The organism is Streptomyces sp. NRRL F-525 (assembly GCF_000716605.1).
GTDB lineage: Bacteria > Actinomycetota > Actinomycetes > Streptomycetales > Streptomycetaceae > Streptomyces.
The window spans coordinates 61,640-81,584 of sequence record NZ_JNXE01000010.1 but is presented as its reverse complement, the minus strand read 5'-3'; the positions used below and the strand labels follow the sequence as shown (position 1 = coordinate 81,584).

The 19,945-nt window shown below is 69.1% G+C and carries 17 protein-coding genes; 14 read left to right on the top strand and 3 right to left on the bottom strand.

The window, feature by feature from the left end:
- Window positions 1-11 precede the first annotated feature (11 nt).
- The 4 genes from OO69_RS16860 to OO69_RS16845 are packed head-to-tail and all read left to right on the top strand — an operon-like array spanning window position 12 to window position 3,798.
- Window positions 12-2,390: a nitrate- and nitrite sensing domain-containing protein gene (locus tag OO69_RS16860; RefSeq protein ID WP_033281472.1), complete on the top strand. Its 2,379-nt coding sequence runs from the start codon at window positions 12-14 to the stop codon at window positions 2,388-2,390.
- Window positions 2,391-2,401: 11 nt separating this feature from the next.
- Window positions 2,402-2,833: a roadblock/LC7 domain-containing protein gene (locus tag OO69_RS16855; RefSeq protein ID WP_033281471.1), complete on the top strand. Its 432-nt coding sequence runs from the start codon at window positions 2,402-2,404 to the stop codon at window positions 2,831-2,833.
- 1 nt (window position 2,834) lies between these two features.
- Window positions 2,835-3,194, top strand: a complete 360-nt coding sequence (locus OO69_RS16850) for a DUF742 domain-containing protein (protein WP_019071425.1) — start codon at window positions 2,835-2,837, stop codon at window positions 3,192-3,194.
- Entirely contained in the window at window positions 3,181-3,798 is a 618-nt protein-coding gene (locus OO69_RS16845) for a GTP-binding protein (RefSeq protein ID WP_019062797.1), read from the top strand. Before OO69_RS16850 ends, OO69_RS16845 begins: the two co-directional genes overlap by 14 nt.
- Here OO69_RS16845 and OO69_RS16840 read toward each other — a convergent pair.
- Together OO69_RS16840 and OO69_RS16835 are read right to left on the bottom strand one after the other, a co-directional pair.
- Window positions 3,779-5,287 carry a M81 family metallopeptidase gene (locus OO69_RS16840; RefSeq protein WP_033281470.1) on the bottom strand — a complete coding sequence of 503 codons (1,509 nt, stop codon included), beginning with the start codon at window positions 5,285-5,287 and terminating at the stop codon, window positions 3,779-3,781. The two genes, OO69_RS16845 and OO69_RS16840, sit on opposite strands and share 20 nt — an antisense overlap.
- A gap of 73 nt (window positions 5,288-5,360) precedes the next feature.
- Complete coding sequence (locus OO69_RS16835) at window positions 5,361-6,560, bottom strand: ROK family transcriptional regulator (RefSeq protein ID WP_033281469.1); 1,200 nt, start codon at window positions 6,558-6,560, stop codon at window positions 5,361-5,363.
- Between the two features lie 181 nt (window positions 6,561-6,741).
- Between OO69_RS16835 and OO69_RS16830 the strand changes: the two genes are divergently transcribed.
- The 6 genes from OO69_RS16830 (at window position 6,742) to OO69_RS16805 (ending at window position 14,476) form a co-directional block, all read left to right on the top strand.
- On the top strand, window positions 6,742-8,499 hold the full coding sequence (locus OO69_RS16830; protein WP_033281468.1) for a peptide ABC transporter substrate-binding protein: 1,758 nt from the start codon (window positions 6,742-6,744) through the stop codon (window positions 8,497-8,499).
- Between the two features lie 3 nt (window positions 8,500-8,502).
- Entirely contained in the window at window positions 8,503-9,462 is a 960-nt protein-coding gene (locus OO69_RS16825; protein WP_033281467.1) for an ABC transporter permease, read from the top strand.
- Window positions 9,459-10,337 (top strand): ABC transporter permease, encoded by an 879-nt coding sequence (locus OO69_RS16820; protein ID WP_420707885.1) that lies wholly within the window; start codon window positions 9,459-9,461, stop codon window positions 10,335-10,337. Before OO69_RS16825 ends, OO69_RS16820 begins: the two co-directional genes overlap by 4 nt.
- On the top strand, window positions 10,334-11,992 hold the full coding sequence (locus OO69_RS16815; protein ID WP_033281466.1) for a dipeptide ABC transporter ATP-binding protein: 1,659 nt from the start codon (window positions 10,334-10,336) through the stop codon (window positions 11,990-11,992). The genes OO69_RS16820 and OO69_RS16815 overlap by 4 nt, the downstream gene beginning before the upstream one ends.
- Complete coding sequence (locus OO69_RS16810; RefSeq protein WP_033281465.1) at window positions 11,989-12,924, top strand: ROK family protein; 936 nt, start codon at window positions 11,989-11,991, stop codon at window positions 12,922-12,924. Before OO69_RS16815 ends, OO69_RS16810 begins: the two co-directional genes overlap by 4 nt.
- Before the next feature lie 154 nt (window positions 12,925-13,078).
- Window positions 13,079-14,476, top strand: a complete 1,398-nt coding sequence (locus tag OO69_RS16805; RefSeq protein WP_033281464.1) for a glycoside hydrolase family 43 protein — start codon at window positions 13,079-13,081, stop codon at window positions 14,474-14,476.
- Between the two features lie 57 nt (window positions 14,477-14,533).
- Here OO69_RS16805 and OO69_RS16800 read toward each other — a convergent pair whose 3' ends face one another.
- Entirely contained in the window at window positions 14,534-15,496 is a 963-nt protein-coding gene (locus tag OO69_RS16800; RefSeq protein ID WP_033281463.1) for an ABC transporter substrate-binding protein, read from the bottom strand.
- Between the two features lie 364 nt (window positions 15,497-15,860).
- Between OO69_RS16800 and OO69_RS16795 the strand changes: the two genes are divergently transcribed.
- The 4 genes from OO69_RS16795 to OO69_RS16780 are packed head-to-tail and all read left to right on the top strand — an operon-like array spanning window position 15,861 to window position 19,925.
- Window positions 15,861-18,374 (top strand): sensor histidine kinase, encoded by a 2,514-nt coding sequence (locus OO69_RS16795; protein WP_033281462.1) that lies wholly within the window; start codon window positions 15,861-15,863, stop codon window positions 18,372-18,374.
- Complete coding sequence (locus tag OO69_RS16790; RefSeq protein WP_019062808.1) at window positions 18,371-18,847, top strand: roadblock/LC7 domain-containing protein; 477 nt, start codon at window positions 18,371-18,373, stop codon at window positions 18,845-18,847. Before OO69_RS16795 ends, OO69_RS16790 begins: the two co-directional genes overlap by 4 nt.
- Window positions 18,848-18,883: 36 nt before the next feature.
- Window positions 18,884-19,339, top strand: coding sequence for a DUF742 domain-containing protein (locus OO69_RS16785; protein ID WP_033281461.1), 456 nt, complete (start codon window positions 18,884-18,886; stop codon window positions 19,337-19,339).
- Window positions 19,326-19,925, top strand: a complete 600-nt coding sequence (locus OO69_RS16780; RefSeq protein ID WP_033281460.1) for a GTP-binding protein — start codon at window positions 19,326-19,328, stop codon at window positions 19,923-19,925. Before OO69_RS16785 ends, OO69_RS16780 begins: the two co-directional genes overlap by 14 nt.
- The last annotated feature ends 20 nt before the right edge of the window (window positions 19,926-19,945 follow it).

The window sequence follows — 19,945 nt, the reverse complement described above, 5'->3', positions numbered from 1 at the left end:
GGACGACCACGATGTCTCCACGGACAGGTGCCCGGCGCCGCGTCGGTTCCATACGTCTTTCCCTGATCCTGCTCGCCCTGGTCCCCAGCGTCACGCTGGCCGCCATGTGGGGCGTGACGACGACCCAGATGTTCGCGGAGGGGCTACGGCTGCGCTCGCAGACGGAGTTGAGCAGGTCCACCGGCGCCATGGGCACCGAGGCCGCGCTCGCGCTGCAGAAGGAGCGCAGTCTCTCGGCGGCCTGGATGGCGTATCCGCACGGCTCCGAGGCCGCGCTGGAGGCCCAGCGCACGGTGACGGACAAGGCGGTGGCCCAACTCGTGGCCCAGTCGGGGGCGATCAAGAAGGCGCCGTCCCGGATCAGGGACCGGATGTACTCGGTCGTCGCGTCGGTCGACAGCCTCGAGTACTACCGGGACCAGGTGGACAACCCCACCGACATCACGCCCCAGCAGGTGCTGGACCAGTACACCGCGATCATCGACGACCAGATCCAGGCGTTCCAGGAGCTGTCCCAGGTCGACGACGGCGACCTCACCTCGCAGGCGGAGCCGCTCGTCGCGCTGGAGCACGGCGCCGAGCTGGTCTCCCAGGAGGACGCGCAGCTGACGCTGGCCTGGCACTCCGGGCACCTCGACGACGAGTCGTGGGAGCAGTTCGCCGAGCTGGTGCACGCCCGGCGCTGGCTGGTCGAGGACCAGATCGCCACCGGGTTCCAGGGCGCCACCAAGACGAAGATCGAGCACGTGCTGCAGAGCGTCGAGTGGAGCACCCTGGAGTCCACCGAGGACGCGGTGCTCAGGGCCGGCACGGCGGGCAAGGCGGACCCGGACGACGGCACGGCCGGCCGGATCGTCCTGCCCGATGAGCAGAAGCAGTGGAACTCCGCGCTGTCCGAAGTCGCCGACCAGTACACGACGTTGATCAGGGAGCAGACGTCCGGCCTCCTCGACCGCAGCTCCGACAAGGCGCACAACCTGCTCGTCACCGCCGCCTCCCTGAGCGCGGGCGGACTCGCCGCCCTGCTGCTGTGCGTCGGCATGTCGTGGCGGATCACCCGCTCGCTGTCCCGCCGGCTGCGCGGCCTGAAGGCGGCCACGCTGGGCCTCGCCGAGGACCGACTCCCGGACGTGGTCGCCCGGTTGAACCGGGGCGAGAAGATCGACGTCGAGTCGGCGACCCCGCCCCTGGACTACGGGAACGACGAACTCGGCCAGGTGGCCCAGGCGTTCAACACCGCGCAGCGCACCGCCGTGCACACCGCGGTCGAACTCGCCGACACCCGGCGGGGTTTCCAGAAGGTCATCCTCGGCATCGCCCGGCAGAGCCAGAACCTGGTCAACCTCCAGCTCACCAAGCTCGACCAGCTGGAGCGCCGGCACGACGACCCCGAGGTCCTGCGCGGCCTGTACGAACTGGACTCCACCGCGAGCCAGTTGCGCCGCTACGAGGAGAACCTCGTCGTCATCAGCGGCGAGCAGCCGCGCCGCAGCTGGACCGAGCCGGTCGCGCTGATCGACATCCTGCGCAGCGCCGTCGGCGAGGTCGCCGAGTACCAGCGGGTGGAGGTGCACACCGAGGAGGAGGTGTGCCTGGCGCCGCCCGCGGTCGCCGACGTGATCCACCTGCTGGCCGAGCTGATCGACAACGCGACCGTGTACTCCCCCGCGCCGAGCCCGGTCGGGGTACGGGCCGCGATGGTCGCCAAGGGACTCGTCATCGAGGTCGAGGACCGCGGCCTCGGCATGTCGGAGGAGGACTACGCCTCGCTCAACGGACAGCTGGCGGTGGCCCCGCAGTTCGACGTGGTCGCCCTCGCCGACGACCTCCGCCTCGGCATGTTCGTGATCGCCCGGCTCGCCACCCGGCACGGCATCGCGGTGACCCTGCGCTCCTCGCCGTACGGCGGCACGACCGCGATCGTGCTCATCCCGCACGAGATCGTCGTACCCGAACCGGTCGAGGAGTTCGCGCCGGCTGCGTCACGTGCCGCGGAGGACGGGGCGGTCGTGGCGGAGAAGGCAGCCGCGACCGCAACCACCGCGCCGGACCGGGCAGTTGAGGAACCGGATGCCGCTCCCAAGGCGCGGCCCGTCATCCCGCCGGCGCGGTCGTCCGAACCGGCGGCCTCCGTCGATCCGGGTGGGCTGACCCCCTTGCCGCGGCGGGTGCCGCAGACCAGTCTGGCCAGTGAGTTGCGGGAGGAGGCCGGGGCGGTCGAGGAGGACACGGAGCTGGAAGACTTCACCGCGGAGCGTGCGGCCTCCTCGCTGGCCGGGTTCCAGCGCGGCACGTTCCAGGCGCGAGACTCCGTCGACGACGACGCGCCGTCGCAGTACGACCGGGAGGAAGCAGCAGCCTCCCCCAATCCGCCCGCCGACCGCTCATGAAGGACTCCGCCATGACACGACCCGTCCCCGCCACGCACACCCAGCTCGACCAGTTGCTCACCGGACTCGTGGACCGGGTGGCCGAGGTGAACCAGGCCGTCGTGCTGTCCGAGGACGGGCTGGTCGTCAGCAAGTCCACCGGGTTCCTGCGCGACGACGCCGAGCGGCTCGCGGCCACCGCGTCCGGGCTGATGAGCCTCAGCAAGGGGGTCAGCATGGACTTCCGGGGCGGTCCGGTGCGCCAGGCGCTGATCGAGATGGCGAACAGCTATCTCATCCTCACCTCGGCGGGCCCCGGCGCCCATCTGGTCGTCCTGACCGGTCCGGGCGCGGACGTCGGGGTCGTGGCGTACCAGATGAACATGCTGGTGAAGAAGATAGGCGAGCATCTCAGCGCCGCGCCGCGGGCGGGCGTCGGCCCCACGGCCGGCTCCGGCGAGTGACGTGAGCGGTGGCGACGCGGCGGGACGGCTCGTACGGCCGTTCACGCTGACCGGTGGCAGAACCCGGCCCAGCCGCGCCGATTTCACCCTCATCACCACGGTGACCGCGGTCGATCCGGCGCCCGCGCGGGCGCCCCGGCCGCAGCCGGAGCAGTCCCGCATCCTGCGGCTGTGCGCCGAGCCGCTGGCGGTGGCGGAGGTCGCCGCTCTTGTCGACCTTCCGGTGAGCGTGGTAGTGATCATGCTCTGCGATCTGCTGGAGGCGGGCCTGATCACGGCCCGGCCGCCGCACCCGGTCTCCCGTACCAGCCCGGACATGGACCTGCTGCAGAAAGTGAGGGAGGGCCTTGGCCGGCTCTGACACCATCGCTCCGGCACCCGCGCCGCCCGAGACGGTCAAGATCCTGATCGCGGGGGGCTTCGGCGTCGGCAAGACCACCATGGTCGGTTCGGTGAGCGAGATCGCGCCCCTGCGCACCGAGGAACCGCTCACCGTGGCGGGCCTCGCCGTCGACGACCTCGACGGCATCGAGGAGAAACGGGCCACCACCGTGGCCCTGGACTTCGGCCGCATCACCATCGGCCAGGACCTGGTGCTCTACCTGTTCGGCACCCCGGGCCAGCAGCGCTTCTGGTTCATGTGGAACGACCTGGCCCTAGGCGCGCTGGGCGCGGTGGTCCTCATCGACGTCCGCCGCCCGAAGTCCAGCTTCGCGGCCGTCGACTTCTTCGAACGCCGTGGCATCCCGTTCGTGGTGGGCGTGAACGGCTTCTACGGCGAACACCCCTACCCCGCGGAGGCGGTGCGCGAGGCGCTGGCCCTCCCGGAGGACGTCCGCGTGCTGCTCTGCGACGCCCGTGAGCGCGACTCGTGCCGGAACGTACTGATCGCGCTGCTCGACCAGTTGATCGCCGCCGCCATCGAGGACGGCGGGGGCGGCAAGCTCACTCGTCCGCCCCGCTGAGCGGTTCGTCGGAGGGGCTGATGACCCGGGCCGTGAGGTCCGGGTCGGGCATGTCCCGGTCGAAGGGGAACAGGGGCCGCCGGATGCGGTGATGGCCGAGCCGGGTCAGGTCCTGGTCGACCCCGCCCGGGGTGAGGGCCATCTTCCAGTCGGCGGCCATCGCGAAGAGTTCGGGTTCGAGATAGCCGATCTTGACGAGCACGAGGTCCGCGTTACGCGGGTCCAACTCCAGGTCGGTGAAGTCGTGTTCGTGGTGGTACGGCTTCCGGAGCCGGGTCAGGATGACGTGCACGCTGCCGACCCTGAGGACGACCTCGGTCTCGGCGTCCCGGTCGCCGTGCCGGATCGAGTGGACAACTCCGGTGAGGGTGAGGGGACTTGCGTGGCGGTCGTCGACCTCGGCGCCCGCTGTGACGGTGACGGTGGCGCCTACACCGGCTTCTACGGCGGTGGCTACGGCGGTCGGGCCGGGGAGCGACGCGTAGATGACCGTGGGGCCGCTCTCTTCCTTGAACTCCGGGCGTTCCAGGACCTGTTGGAGGCCCCAGGTGACGTCGCCCGCGCCGCCGGCCGTTGGGTTGTCGCCGGTGTCGCTGATGAAGTAGGGGCGGGCGGTGGAGGCCAGGGCCTCGTCCAGGCAGTCGGTCAGGGTGCCGGTCGGGGCTACGAACTCGAAGTCGTGCCTTGCCTCCCAGAAGCCGCGCGCCAACTGTTCGGCTCCTGCGGTGACTTGGGCGGCTGACTGGCCGGTTACGACGACTGCGGCACGGTTGCGGGGCTCGTCCGCCCAGGCGTAGCCGACCCAGATCGCCGCGTCTGTGACTCCCTCGGTTGCCTCTACCTTTTCTACGGCCGCGTAGACGCTCTTCGCCGGTTCGATGCGGGTGGAGGTCTGTTCGCCTGCGAGCAGTACGGGGACCGGGATCCAGGCCTTGACCGGGCGCGGGGCGCCGCTGGTCAGGAGGGCTACGAGGTTGCGGGCTGCGCGTTCCTTGGTGTCCATGGCGTCCTCGTGCGGGGCCATGCGGTAGCAGGTGATCAGGTCGCTCTGGTGGACCAGGTCGCGGGAGACGTTGCCGTGGAGGTCCATGGAGGTCGAGATCAGGGTGTTCGGTCCCACGGTTTCCCTGATGCGGGCGAGGAGTTGGGCTTCGGCGTCGTCCATGCCCTCTACTGTCATCGCGCCGTGGATGTCGTACCAGAGGCCGTCTACGGGGCCCAACTCGCTTAGGCGGGTGATGAGTTCGTCGGTGAGTTCGGTGAAGGCGGTGGCCGTTACGGTGCCGCCGGGGAGGGCCTTGCCGACGAGGGCGCCTTGCCAGTCTGCGGCTTCCCTCAACGGGGTGCCGGGGGCCAGGAAGGGGTAGCGGGTGAGGACTTCGGGGCCTTGTTGGGGGTGGAAGGCGGGGGCTTCTGTGCGGGCTGGGGAGAAGGTTGAGGATTCGATGCCCAGGCCTGCGATGGCGATGGTGGGGCGGGGTGAAGGCATGGGTTCTCCAAGTCGTGTGTTGTCTGCGGGTGCGTGGGGGCTGGTCGCGCAGTTCCCCGCGCCCCTAGGGGTGTCACCTCGCCCCTGATTGATCTGTGACCGTTTGGAGTGCTTGCGCCAAAGCCCTCTGTAGGGCGAACTGGCCTGCGCCCACCAGGCCCGCGTCCGCGCCCAGGCTTGCTCGCTCGATCGCCAGGTGTTCGGTGACCAGGGGGTGGCAGCCCTCGTAGAGCTGGCTGCGTACTGCTGCTACGAAGGGTTCCAGGGTGGAGAGGATGCCGCCCAGATACACCGCGTCGGGGTTGAAGAAGTTGACGTTGGCTGCGAGGACCTGGCCGAGGTAGCGGCCGGCCTGGCGGACTGCTCGGGTTGTTTCGGGGTGGGCGTCGGTGGCGAGTTGGACGACGTCTTCGGTGGAGGTCACGGCGAGGCCGTGGCCCTGCAGGATGCGGACCAGGGCGGCGCCTGACGCGACGGTCTCCAGGCAGCCGGTGTTGCCGCAGGAGCAGGGGGTGTCCTGGGCTGCCTCGACGCGGACGTGGGTGATCTCGCCTGCCGCGCCCGTGCCGCCGCGGTAGAGGCGGCCGTCGGCGATGACGCCCGCGCCGATGCCGGTGCCGACCTTGACCATGATCGACTGGCGGCGCTCCGCGGGCTGGACGGTGTGTTCGCCCACGGCCATGCAGTTGGCGTCGTTCTCGACGGCGGCCGGGACCTCGAAGCGGTCGGCGAGCCAGTCGCGGATGGGGAACTTGTTCCAGCCGGGCATCCGGGCGGGCAGGGTGACGGTCCCGGAGGCGATGTCGACCGGGCCGGGCAGGCACAGGCCCACGCCTCGGAGCCGTTCGCGCCCGTGCCGTTCGGCGAGCGCGGTGAGTGTCTCGGCGAGGCCCGGCAGCGCGGCCTCGGGGCCGTCCGCCGTGGGGAAGGGCACGGTCGAGACGTCGGTCAGGCCTCCGCCGGGGAGTACGACCCCGACGTGCGCGTGCTTGCCGCCCAGCTCGGCCGCGACCGCGAACCCGTCGCTGCCGCCCAGCCGGAGCACCTTGCGCGGGCGGCCGCCGGTGGAGGAACGCGTGCCGTGCTCGGCGACCAGGCCCAGGGACACCAGCTGGCCCACGGCGAGGGAGATCGTCGAGGGCGCGGCGCCGAGCAGTTCGGCGAGTTCGGTGCGGGTGGCGGCCTGCCCGGAGGCGAGGAGTTCGAGGACGTGCTCGGCCAGTGAGGAGACGCCCGAGGTGCTCTTCCGGCGGTGCGCACTTTTTTCAGGCATGAAGGAAGTTACTTCCGGATCGGGTGATCGAGGCGACGAGCGTAAGTCACCCACATGCCCTCTCACCTTTTTTCAGAACAGCAGAAACAGGCTTTTTACAGCGGCACGCCTGTTTCTTCGACACCAGGGGTCGTTGACTGTCCTCACTCCCGCCTCCGCCCCTCTTTTTCCGAGGAGAACCATGTCCCCTGTTCGCTCGAGACTCCTCGCCGGTGCCTCCCTGACCACGGCCTCGCTGCTGCTCGCGGGCTGTTCCGGGTCGAGCGGCACGTCGTCGTCCGGGTCGCACGACTCGATCAACTACGCGCTGCCCGCGAACTTCACCCCGAACTGGATCCTCCCGATCGGCACCGCGGCCCACCTCAACACCAACAACATCTCCATCGCGAACTCGCTGTGGGAGCCGCTGATCGCCTACGACGGCTCGACCGGGACCATGGGCTGGAACAAGAAGGGCTCGGTGGCGACCGCCGCCGACTTCGCGGCCGACAACAAGAGCGTCACGATCACCCTCGGCGACCGGCACTGGAGCGACGGGAAGCCGGTCACCTCCGCCGACGTGAAGTTCTGGTTCGACCTCATCAAGGCGAACAAGGCGCAGTGGGCGGGCTACAACCCGGGCAAGGCACCGGACAACTGGACTTCCTTCAAGACCGTGGACGCCAGTCACTTCACGATCACCTTCGACAAGGCCTACAACCCACAGTGGATGCTGGCCAATGAGCTGAGTTCCATCACCCCGCTCCCCCAGCACGTCTGGGACAAGGCCGGGGACGCCAAGAAGGACTGGACGTACCTCAACAACGCGGCCAAGAACATCAGCGGTTACGCGACGAACGCCCTGTGGAAGACGGTCAGCGGCCCGTACACCGTGAAGTCCTTCTCCACGGCCGGCAAGGTCGTCCTGACCGCCAACGCGAAGTACGACGGCGGCGAGAAGCCCGGCATCCCCACCGTGAACCTCCTCCCCTTCACGACGGCGGACGCGGAGAAGAACGCGCTGCGGTCCGGGAGCGTCGACTACGGCTACATCGAGGCGACCGACCTCGACCAGAAGGCGAGCTTCACCGCGCAGGGCTACACGGTGAAGCCGTGGTCGGGCTGGGCGATCACCTACATGCCGTACAACTTCGACAACCCTTCCATGGGTGCCGTGTTCAAGCAGCTCTACGCCCGGCAGGCCGTGCAGAAGTCCATCGATCAGAGCACGCTGGCGAAGGTCATCTTCAACGGCACGGCGGTGCCGGGATACGGGCCGATCCCGCAGGCGCAGACGTCGTCGTTCCTGTCGGCCACGCAGAAGTCCAACCCGTATCCCTTCTCGACCTCGGCTGCCAAGTCCCTGCTGAGCAGCCATGGTTGGAGCGAGCAGGGCGGGGTCATGACCTGCACCAGCCCGGGCACGGGTGCCGCGCAGTGCGGTGACGGGGTCGCCAAGGGGACGAAGTTCCAGATGCAGGTGCTGTCGCAGTCCGGTTCGACGGTGACCGACAACATGATGAGCGCGATCCAGTCCTCGCTCGCGAAGACCGGCATCAAGTTCTCCATCAAGACCGCGCCGGTCAACTCGGTGCTGTCGCAGACCCCGCAGTGCACGGCCTCGCAGTCGATCTGCAAGTGGCAGTTGTCCTTCTTCGGTACGGCGGGCAGTTGGTACTTCCCCGCCTTCCCGACCGGTGACTCGCTCTTCCAGACGAAGGGCGGCGCGAACTTCGGCAACTACTCCAACGCCGAGGTCGACAAGCTCATCTCCTCGTCCACGACGTCGAGTTCGACCCAGGAGATCCAGGACTACAGCGCGGCCCTCGCCAAGGATCTGCCGGTGATCTGGCTGCCCGAGCCGGACTACCAGATCTCCGTCGTCAAGAACGGCCTCGGCGGCTTCACCCAGGACCCGCTCGCCAACTTCCACCCGGCCCAGTGGAAGTGGACCAGCTGAGGTATGGACACCCTTCTGTATCTGACCCGGCGGATCGCGCAGGCGCTGGTCGTGATCCTCATCGTGACGGTCGTGGTGTTCGGTCTGCTGCACGCGCTGCCGGGGGGTCCCGCGCGCGGGATCCTCGGGCCGCAGGCCACGCCTCAGCAGATCACGCTGTTCAACCACGACCAGGGGCTCGATCGGCCGTTGCCCGTGCAGTACCTGTACTACTTGCGGCAGTTGCTGCACGGGGACCTCGGGACGTCGTACACGCTGAACGAGGCGGTGTCCCGGCTCATCGAGCAACGGCTGCCGAAGACACTGGTGTTGACCGTGCTGTCCGCGGTTCTTGGGCTGGTGCTCGCGATTCCGCTGGGGATGTGGCAGGCCGTTCGGCGTAACAAGCCGGCCGACTATGTCATTACGACCTTGAGCTTCGTCGCCTACTCGACTCCCGTGTATTTCCTGGGACTTGTGCTGGTGCTGGTCTTCACGCAGGTGTTGCGGTGGTTTCCTTCGCAGGCGGCGCAGGGGGACACGGTGGCTCAAGTCTTCGCGGATCCCGTTGCGTTGGTGCTGCCTGTGGTGACCGGGGCGGCTTCCATGGTTGCCGTGTTCAGTCGGTACATGCGGGCCTCGACGTTGGAGAACCTGTCCGAGGACTACGTGCGGACTGCTCGGGCGGGGGGTTCTCGGCAGCGGGCGATTCTTTTCAAGCACGTGTTCCGGAACTCGTTGACGCCGGTGATCGCGATGTTGGGGTACTACGTGCCGGTGCTGTTCGGGGGTGCGCTGGTTGTTGAGCAGCTCTTCAACTACCCGGGGATGGGGCTGTTGTTCTGGAGTGCGGCTCAGTCTTCGGACTATCCGGTGCTTCTCGGGTGTGTGCTCGTCATTTCCGTCGCGACGGTCGTGGGGACGCTCCTCGCTGACGTCGTCCAGCGGATCGTGGATCCTCGGGTGAAGGGGGGCCTGACGTGAGTGTTCAAAGTGCCGGTCGGTGGGGGCTGGTCGCGCAGTTCCCCGCGCCCCTAATAGCGCGCTTCGCGCGCAATCGGCTCGCCGTGGCCGGGCTCGTGGTCGTGATCCTCTTTCTCCTTTTCTGCTTCCTCGGCCCCCTCTTGTATTCCACCGATCAGATCCATACCGATCTCACGCAGGTCAACCTCCGGCCCAGTGGGGCGCATTGGCTCGGTACCGACGCTGTCGGGCATGACGAGTTGGGGCGGCTCATGTACGGCGGGAAGGTGTCGTTGCTCGTCGGGCTTGCCGCCGGGGTGCTGGCCACTGTGATCGGGACTCTGTGGGGGGCCGTCGCCGGGTATGCGGGTGGGTGGGTCGATGCCGTGATGATGCGGGTTGTCGATGCGGGGATCGCGATTCCGGCGCTGTTCATCCTGCTGGTCGTGTCCGCCATCACCACGCCTGGCGTGCCTGGGTTGATCGTGATTCTCGGGCTGGTGTCCTGGCTCGTGCCTTCGCGGCTGGTGCGGGCGGAGACGTTGACCTTGAAGAGCCGGGACTATGTGCTGACCCTGCGGGCCATCGGGGGTTCGCACAGTCGGGCCATCACCCGGCACATCCTGCCCAACTCGGTGTCGACCATCGTCGTCGCGGCCACCTTCCAGGTCGCCGACGCGATTCTGCTCGTCGCCTATGTGTCCTATCTGGGGCTGGGAGTTCAGCCGCCGTCGACCGACTGGGGCGGCATGCTCTCGGCCGGGCTGACGGCCGCCTATTCGGGACGCTGGTGGCTGATCGTGCCGCCGGGGCTCGCGATCATCCTCGTCGTGTGCGCGTTCAACGCGGTCGGTGACGGGCTTCGTGACGCCTTCGACGTGAAGGGACGGGGATGAACAGCATCCTTGAGATAGAGAATCTGGGTGTCACCTTCTCCACCGAGAGCGGTGATGTGCCCGCCGTGCGTGGGGTGTCGTTGCGGGTCGAGCCCGGCGAGACTCTTGCCCTCGTCGGTGAGTCCGGGTCCGGGAAGTCGACCGTCGCGCTTGCCGCTCTTGGGTTGTTGCCGGGCAACGCCCTTGCGTCCGGGGGCGTTTCGGTCGGCGGTACGGATGTCGTGGGGGCCGGTGAGGCCGAACTCGCGCGGTTGCGGGGGCGTACGGCCTCGATGGTGTTCCAGGAGCCGGCCACCGCGCTGGATCCGCTGACCCGGATCGGCAAGCAGATAGCGGAGGTTGTACGGAACCACCGGGACGTCTCCCGGCAGGAGGCGGCCGCTGAGGCTGTCGCGTTGTTGGGAAGGGTCGGGATTCCCGAGCCTGAGCGGCGGGCCTCCGCCTTTCCGTTCCAGTTGTCCGGTGGGCAGCGGCAGCGGGTTGTCATCGCGATGGCCATCGCGAACTCGCCCGGGTTGCTGGTCGCGGACGAGCCGACCACCGCGCTGGACGTCACCGTGCAGGCCGAAATCCTGGATCTGCTGCGGGCGTTGGCCGTCGACTCGGGAACCGGAGTGCTGCTGGTCACGCACAACATGGGGGTCGTCGCCGACTTCGCCGACCGGGTCGCCGTGATGCTGGAAGGGGAGGTCGTGGAGACGGGGGCGGTGGAGGATGTGCTGTTGCGGCCCAGGCATGAGTACACGCGGCGGTTGTTGGCCGCTGTGCCTCGGCTGGCGGTGAGTGAGCCGGTGGGTGGCGCCGTACGGGAGCGGGGCGAGACTGCTGCTCCGGTGGTCGAACTGCGGGATGTCAGCGTGCAGTTCGGGCGTGGGCCCCGGGCCGTGCGGGCGCTGGATGAGGTGTCACTGACCGTGCGGGCCGGTGAGACCGTGGGGCTCGTCGGGGAGTCCGGGTCGGGGAAGTCGACCGCCGCCCGGGTGGCGCTTGGGCTGGTCGCGCCGCAGTCGGGGGGCGTCTCGCTCTTCGGGGCCGATCTGCGCAAGGCGCGGGGGCGGGCACGGCGGGCCCTGCTGGCCGGGGTCGGTGTGGTGTTGCAGGATCCGGTCGCCTCGCTGGACGCGCGGATGAGTGTCGGGGAGTGTGTGGCCGAGCCGTTGCGGGTGCACCGGCGTGGGATGGGTGCCGTAGAGCGGCGGGAGCGGGTCGCCGAGGTTCTCGAACTGGTACGGCTGCCACGGGAGTTGGCTCGGCGTGGGCCGCGTGAGCTGTCCGGTGGGCAGCGGCAGCGGGTGAGCCTCGCTCGGGCCTTGGTCCTCGAACCGCGGCTGCTGGTCGCGGACGAGCCGACGAGCGCGCTGGACGTGAGTGTGCAGCAGACCGTGCTGGACGTCATCGCCGAGTTGCAGGGAGAGCTCGGGTTCGCCTGTCTCTTCGTCTCGCACGATCTAGCCGTGGTGCAGCAGTTCGCCGGGCGCGTGGTCGTGATGCGGGGCGGACGGGTCGAGGAACAGGGGCCGACCATGAGCACGTTGCTGCACCCGGAGACCGCGTACACGCGCCGGCTCATCGCCGCCGTGCCCGTGCCCGATCCGGTGCTCCAACGGGAGCGCAGGGAGCGCCGGTTGGCGTTGGGGACGGGGGCCGGCGCGTGACGGACTCCCCGGAGGTGGTCGTCGGCGTCGACATCGGCGGCACGACCACCCAGGTCGTGCTGTGCACGCCTCAACTCGACGTCCTGGACCGGACGGAGGTGCCGACCCCCGCGAGTGAGGGCGGGGCGGCGATGGTCGGTGCCGCGCTCTCCGCGCTACGGCTGCTGCTGGACCGTACGCCCGCCCGGTTGCTCGGGGTCGGGGTCGGCGCGGCCGGGCTCGTGGACGTGCGGGCCGGGCGGATCCTCGTGGCGAGCGACTCCTTTCGCGACTGGGCCGGGTTCGAGGTGACGGCGACCGTCCAACAGGCCCTGGGCGTACCGGCGTTCCTCGACAACGACGTGAACGCGTTTCTGCGCGGGGAGGTGGCGCGGGGTGCGGTCGCCGGTGAGGAGAACGTGCTCGGGATGACCCTCGGCACCGGCGTCGGCGGCGCACTCTGGCTGAATGGCACCCTTTACGACGGGCCGCGCGGTGCCGCGGGCGAGATCGGCCACGTGCCCGGGTTCGGTGAACTGCCGTGCACCTGCGGGGGAAGAGGGCATCTGGAGACGCTGGCCTCGGGGCGGTCGATCGCGGCGCGGTACGGGGAGCGGACGGGGCGTGCGCTCACGGCCCGCGAGGTCGCCGAGGCGGCCCGGGCGGGCGATCCGGACGCGCGGGCCGTATACGCGGCGGTGGGGCGCGGTGTCGCCCGTGCGCTGCTGATCACGGCGGGGCTGCTGGACGTCACGACGTGTGTGATCGGCGGGGGTGTGAGCCGGTCGTGGGAGCTGGTCGAGTCCGCCGTACAGGAGACGCTGGCGGTGGAGCCGCCGGTGAGCGGTCATCCGGTGCGGGTGCTGCCGGCGCGGCTGGGCGGGGACGCGGTGGCGGTCGGGGCGGCGGCCCGGGCGCGGGCGGAACTCCTGATCCACACAGGAGGCTCGTAGCGGACGCCTACGTGAACGACAAGAACCGGCCAAGCACGACCGTGTGATTGACGCGCACACGCCCCATCTCTACCTTCTGATCGACTTACCGAACCCCGTTCGGTAAGTCGAACGACAGGAAGTATCGGGCCGCTCGTCACCCCCTGGAGAACACATGGCCGTCCCCCCTCTCCCCCACCCGTCCCGCCGTCTCTTCCTCGGCATGGCCGCGACCGTCCCCCTCGCGGCCACCGGCGCGCTCACGCTCGGCGCGGGCAGCGCGCGGGCCGCGACCAACTCGGCTTACGTCATGTGCTACTTCACCGAGTCGCCGACGTTCCTCGGCGCCAACTACGGCCTCCACCTGGCCGTCAGCCCCGACGGTCTGCAGTGGACCCCGCTCAACCAGAACGCCCCCGTCGCCACCCCCACCGCCGGCTCCCTCGGCCTGCGCGACCCGTTCATCCTGCGCAAGCAGGACGGCACGTTCGTGGTCCTCGCGACCGACCTCAACGGCACCGACTGGTCGTACGTCAGCCAGTACATCCACGTCTGGGACTCCACCGATCTGCGTACCTTCACCGGCTACCGGCGGATGAAGGTGCACGACCTGGACACCCACGCGTGGGCGCCGGAGTCGTTCTGGGACGCGGGGCGCGGGCAGTACGGGGTGATCTACTCGGCCGTCAACGACAGCGGCCACAACGTCATCATGGTCAACTACACGAGCGACTTCGTGACCGCCGGTGATCCGCAGGTGTTCTTCGACCCCGGGTACGACGTCATCGACGGCGATCTGGCCGTGGGTGTGAACGGGGTCAACTACCTCTATTTCAAGAAGAATTCGACGCTGGTCGGCGCGAAGTCCACGTCACTGGACCCGGGCAGTTTCACCGAGTTCAGTACGGCGGTCTCGCACAACGGCACCGAGGCGCCGACGTTGGTCAAGTCCCTTGCGTCCAGCGGTACTTGGTACCTCTGGGGTGATACCTGGGATCCGAATGGCGTCTTCTACGCCTGGCAGACCAGCAGTCTCGCCGCCGGTACCTGGACCGCCGTCGACCAGAAGCTGTACACCCAGCCGCTCAACTCCAAGCACTGCGGCATCCAGCCGATCACCACGGCCGAGTACAACAACCTCGTTGCCAAGTGGGGCACTCCGGCCTGGAACCGGCTCAAGTCCTACAACTACCCGGCGCGTTACGTCCGGCACTCGAATTTCGTCGGGCGGATCGACGAGTACGCCTTCGACCCGTACACCGACTCGCAGTGGACCCTGGTTCCGGGCCTCGCGGACTCGGCCGGGGTGTCCTTCCAGTCGGTCAACTACCCGACCCGGTATCTGCGGCATTACAACTACGCGCTCCAACTCGACGTGAACGACGGCACGTCGACGTTCGCCGGGGACGCCACGTTCTACCGGACCGCGGGGCTCGCGGACTCCTCCTGGGCGTCGTTCCGGTCGTACAACAATCCGACGCGGTACATCCGGCACTCCAACTACGTCCTGCGGATCGACCCGGTCTCCACGGCCACGGACCAGCAGGACGCGACCTTCCACGTCGGGTACTGAGCACGACGCGGGTGCCTCCCGGAGAAACGGAGGCACCCGCGTCGTCGCCGGGGAAGGTCAGCTCAGGCCGGCCGTCTTCAGCCACGCCTTCGCGACGTCCAGCGGGTCCTTGTTCTGGGACTGGACCTGGGTGTCGAGGTCCAGCAGGGTCGCCGTGTCGAGCTTCGCGGAGACCGCGTTGAGGGCGGCGACACCGGCCGCGGAGAGGCCGCTCTTGTAGACGAGGGGCTGCACGTTCTCGAAGCCGAAGAGCCGCTTCGGGTCCTGGAGCGTGACGTGCTTCTCCTTGACGATGGTCGGGTCCGTGCTGAAGAGGTCGGCCGCCTGCACCGTGTTCTTCTTCAGCGCGGCCGCCGTCAGCGGACCGCCCGCGTCCAGCGCCTTGAAGGACTTGAACTCCAGGCCGTAGACCGACTTCAGGCCCACCAGACCCTGCTGCCGGGTCTGGAACTCCGGCGAGGCGCCGATGACCAGGTCCTTCGCGATGGACTTGAGGTCCGCGATGGAGGAGTCGGACGTGAGGCTGTACTTCTTCGCGGTCTCCGCGTTGAGCGTGACCGTGTCCTTGTCCTCCGCCGCCGCCGGGTCCAGCAGCGTCAGCTTGGAGTCCAGCTTGGCGTTGATCGCGGCCGTGGTCGCCGCGAGGGTCGCCGGGGTGGCCTTCGGGTCGAGGTAGGCCAGCAGCGCGCCGTTGTACTCGGGCAGCACGGATATCGTGCCGTTCTTGAGCAGGCCGTACGTCGTCTCACGACTGCCGATGTTCGGCTTGTAAGTGACCTTGACGCCCTTGGCCTTGAGAGCCTCGCCGTAGATGTCGGCGATCAGGATGCTCTCGGCGAAGTTGTTCGAGCCGACGACGACGGTGTCGCCGCCGGCCTTGCCGCCGGAGAGCGGGTTGTCGGACTTGCTGTCGGAGGACGAACCACATCCCGTGACAAGCGCAGCCGTCGCGGCGAGCGCGATGGCGGCCGCGCCGGGGTACCTAGTGCTGGACCAGCTGTTCTTCGCTTTAGAAGTCACAATTCCCGTTCCGGGTTTGGATGTTGGCACAGGCGTGCAGGCATGGCGGTGGCGTCGACGCGCGGGGCGTGAACGCCGCACTCCGCTGATCCAATCCAGCCGGTTCTTGGTCAGTCAAGAGAACTCTGGTCACCGATTGGCCTCAATGGGTGCCCAGTTGTGAAGGCAACGTAAACAGACCGGTCACGAACACGGTCGCTTTGTAATTGATTCTTGACGTAGGGCGACGCACTTGATCGTTCAAAGAGGCGGTAGTCTCCCCGGAGTTGGCGTCGGTCACAGCGGTGTGCGGGGGCCGCTTCGATCAAAAACAGTCACACGCGTCGCTGCGCGTATCGTGACAACACCCCACGAAGGAGGCCTGGTGTCCATACGGGGCTTCGCAGACCGTTGGCCCTTCAGGCGCAAGCTCAATCTGCTCGTCGGCGTACCGCTCGCGGTGGTCGCCGTACTGCTGGCCTATCTCATCTCGGACGAGGTCGGGCAGTCGACGGACGCGAGCGACGCGGCGCAGCTGGTGCGGGACAGCGGGCAGGTCGCCAGGCTGGTGAACCTCGTGGAGGCGGAGCACCAGCAGGCCATCCTGCTCTCCGTCCGCTTCGAGGCCACCAACGACGGCGGCACTCCCTCGCAGAGCGCCTACCGCAAGGCCCAACTGGCCGTGGACAAGCAGGTCGAGAAGGTGCGCGACACCTTCGGCGACCGGCTGCCGGCCAGCGAGGCCCAGGCGCTGAAGGAGATCAACGGCCTGGAGACGCTGCGCGACACCGTCGAGCAGAGCTATCTGCCCGCCGACAACATCGACCCGGCGTACACCAGCGCCTCCGACGGTCTGATCGACGGGCTCGACCTCGAGCACAACGCGAACCTCGCCACCACCTTCACCGGCAACCTGCTGGACTCCGTGCTGCGGGCGGACGCCGCCCACAGCTCGTTCGAGACCAGCGTGTTCTCCGCGACGACCGGTGACAGCAACGCGCTCATCGAGTTCAACAACGCGGTCGGCTCCTACGACCTCTACACCTACCAGGCCGCCAGGTTCGCCCGGTTCGCCACCGAGGACCAGGCCGACCAGCTCTCCGGCATCGAGCACACCCCGGCGCAGCGGCTGATCGCCGAGGCCTACGCCGAGCTGCAGATCGACCCCAGCGGGCTGCAGGCCGAGACGCCCGGCGCCGTCCGCAAGGCCTTCGCGGACGCCATGAGCGACTACCCGTCCTACCCGCAGCAGGCCGCGAGTCGGCTGAAGATCACCACCTCGCTCATCGGCCAGATCGCCGGCCGCGCCGACAGCGCGTCCAGCTCCGCCTCCTGGCGCGCCGGACTGCTGCTGAACCTCGCGCTGTTCGGCTTCGCGCTGTGGCTCGTCTTCGTGGTGATCGTGCGCCGCTCGGTGGTCCGCCCCGTGCAGGCGCTCACCGTCGCCGCGAAGCAGGTCGCCGAGGTCGCGGGCCGGGAACTCGCCCGCGTCGCCGACGACGACGCCGAGGACGACGGACCGCCGCTGCTGCGGGACATGCCGGTCACCGCGAAGGACGAGATCGGCGACCTCGCCGAGGCCTTCAACCATGTGCAGACCACGGCCGCCGCGCTGCTGGCCCGCCAGGTGATCAGCCGGCGCAACGTCGCCGAGATGTTCGGCAACGTCGGCCGCCGCGTCAGCAACCTGACGACCCGTCAACTCGCCCTGATCGACGCGGTGGAGCGCGGCGAGACCGACCCGGCGCTCCTTGAGCGGCTCTACTCCATCGACCACATCGCCGTCCGCCTGCGCCGCAACGCGGACAGCCTGATGCTGCTCGCCGGCATCCGCGAGACCGTGCTGGACGGCGGACCCACCGAACTCACCAACGTCGTACGGGCCGCGCTCGGCCAGATCGAGGGCTTCCAGCGGGTGGGCCTGCGGGCCGACACCGAGGTCATGGTGGAGCCCGACATCATCGGCGACCTCACCCTGATGGTGGCCGAACTCCTGGAGAACGCGGTCTCGTTCTCGCCCGCGGGCAGCCCCGTCGAGGTGGTCGTACGGACCGACGGCGACGACGCGCTGATCGTGGTCGCCGACCACGGACTCGGGATGAGCGCCGACCGCATCGCCGAGGAGAACGCCCGGCTGATCCGCCGCGAGCGCCTCGACCTGGTGCCGACGAAGGTGCTGGGCCTGTTCGTGGTCGGTACGCTCGCCCGCCGCTGGGACATCGACGTCGCCCTCGCCCGCACCCCGGGCGGCGGTGTGACGGCCGAGATCACGATCCCGGCGACGCTGCTGCTGCGGATGAGTTCGCTGGCCTCCACCGGTCCGGCCGCCCACACCGGCTACACGGAGTTGGGGTCGGGAGCGGGATCAACCGCCGTCGCGGACACGGCCGTCGCGCCGTCCGCCGCCGCGAACCAGGACCAGCGTCCGGCGCCCTCCTGGGCCACCTCGGACTCCGGTCCGCGGCCGTCGATCACCCTGAGCAGGCCCGAGCCGATCACCTCCGAGCACATGCGCGCCGACGACGAGCCCACACCGCTCCCCCGCAGGGTCTCCCGGTACGAGACGGCGCCGACAGCCGCCGCGGCCGCCCCGCCCGTCACCCACCACGCCCCGGCGGACGAGTCCGCCACCGCCCCTGACGACGCCGGGGGCTCCCGGCCCCTGCGGCGCCGGGTCAGGGGTGCCACCCTTCGTACGGGCGCCGACGCCGCCGCCCAGCAAGCCGCACGGCAGGCCCCCCGGCCCGCCGACGCGGACGCCGTCCGCTCGGCCCTCGAAGAGTTCGAGGCCGCCGTAGAACAGGCGCATCGCGACAGCGACACCCTCACGGGCCTGCGGGCCCCGGACGCGAACCACCCGCACGACCAGAACCACCTCCCGAAAGGAGCGGAGCAGTGAGTACGTCGACAGGTGACACTCCCACGGGGGGCACCACGCCGGCCGATCTGCAGGCAGCCGCGGCCGATTTCAACTGGCTGCTCAACCGTTTCGCGACGGAGACCGCGGGTGTCGTCGACGCCATCGCGGTGTCCTCCGACGGCCTGCTGATCGCCGTGGCCGAACTGCGTGAACACGCCCACTCGGAGCGGCTCGGGGCCATCGTCTCCGGCATCACCAGCCTCGCCGCCGGAGCCTCCGGCAACTACGGTCTCGGTGGCCTGAACAAGGTCATCATCGACCTGGAGGGCGGCCACGTCCTCGTCTCCGCGATCGGCAGCGGCGCCGTCCTCGGCGTCGTCACCGACAAGGAGGCCAAGCTCGGCAACATCGCCTACGAGATGACGCTGTTCGCCAACCGTGCCGGTTCCGCGCTCAACCCCCAGCTGGTGCTCCAGCTGAAGAACAGCGTCGGCGCCGCTTCGGCTCGGTGACCGGTCCCCGACCGGTCGAGAGAGGAACAGCCACTCATGCCCGACGGCCGCACTCCGAGCGGTGCCGGCGCGGACGGGGCCACACCCCCGGGTCGCGATCCGGTGCGCACGCCTTCCGCCGTACGGCCGTTCCTGGTCACCGCCGGCCGGGTGGCGGGCGCCGGAGCGGCCGACTCCGGGCGGCCGATCCCGGTCGAGACCCAGGTGGTGGCCACGGCCGCCGGGCTGGAAGTCCTCGACCGGCTCTCCTTCGAGCAGCACGACATCGTCGCCGCGTGCCGGCAGCCGCAGTCCCTCGCGGAGATCGCGGCCCGGCTGCGGCTGCACCTGAACGTGGTGCGGGTGCTCGCCGAAGACCTGCGTGCCGCCGGGCAGTTGACGGTGCACGTGCCCAACACCGACATCACCCATGACGCAACCGTCCTGCGAAGGGTCATCGATGGCCTCCGCGCCATCCCCAACTCCCGGGGAGTACTCCGTGACACCGACTGAACCGGTCGCCCGCGGTGCGGCTGCGCAGACCGTCGTACGACCGCCGCTGCCGGTCAAGATGGTCGTCGCGGGCGGCTTCGGCGTGGGCAAGACCACCACGGTGGGCGCGATCTCCGAGATCGAGCCGCTCACCACCGAGGCCGCCATCACCGAGGTCGCGGCGGGCGTGGACGACCTGTCCCACACCCCGCGCAAGACCACCACCACGGTTGCGATGGACTTCGGCTGCATCACCATCGACCCGACGCTGAAGCTGTACCTCTTCGGTACGCCCGGGCAGGACCGGTTCGGCTTCATGTGGGACGACATCGTGGAGGGCGCGGTCGGCGGTCTCGTCATCGTCGACACCCGGCGCCTCGACGACTGCTACGCCGCGGTCGACTACTTCGAGCACAAGCAGATCCCGTTCGCGGTCGCCCTGAACGCCTTCGACGGCAAGATCGAGCACTCCCTGGACGAGGTCCGCTGGGCCCTGGACGTCAACGAGCGCGTCCCGGTCCTCGCGTTCGACGCCCGCGAACGCGGCTCGGTGCGGGACGCGTTGCTGGTCGTACTGGAGCTGGCGCTGGCGCGCACGGAGAACTGACGGCGGTGGAAAGCTAGTTG

Excerpts from the sequence above, each read along its gene's own strand:
- OO69_RS16805 (WP_033281464.1), top strand. The coding sequence starts at position 13,079 with ATGGCCGTCCCCCCTCTCCCCCACCCGTCCCGCCGTCTCTTCCTCGGC.
- OO69_RS16860 (WP_033281472.1), top strand. The coding sequence starts at position 12 with ATGTCTCCACGGACAGGTGCCCGGCGCCGCGTCGGTTCCATACGTCTT.
- OO69_RS16830 (WP_033281468.1), top strand. The coding sequence starts at position 6,742 with ATGTCCCCTGTTCGCTCGAGACTCCTCGCCGGTGCCTCCCTGACCACG.
- OO69_RS16835 (WP_033281469.1), bottom strand. The coding sequence starts at position 6,560 with ATGCCTGAAAAAAGTGCGCACCGCCGGAAGAGCACCTCGGGCGTCTCC.
- OO69_RS16840 (WP_033281470.1), bottom strand. The coding sequence starts at position 5,287 with ATGCCTTCACCCCGCCCCACCATCGCCATCGCAGGCCTGGGCATCGAA.
- OO69_RS16825 (WP_033281467.1), top strand. The coding sequence starts at position 8,503 with ATGGACACCCTTCTGTATCTGACCCGGCGGATCGCGCAGGCGCTGGTC.
- OO69_RS16815 (WP_033281466.1), top strand. The coding sequence starts at position 10,334 with ATGAACAGCATCCTTGAGATAGAGAATCTGGGTGTCACCTTCTCCACC.
- OO69_RS16785 (WP_033281461.1), top strand. The coding sequence starts at position 18,884 with ATGCCCGACGGCCGCACTCCGAGCGGTGCCGGCGCGGACGGGGCCACA.
- OO69_RS16855 (WP_033281471.1), top strand. The coding sequence starts at position 2,402 with ATGACACGACCCGTCCCCGCCACGCACACCCAGCTCGACCAGTTGCTC.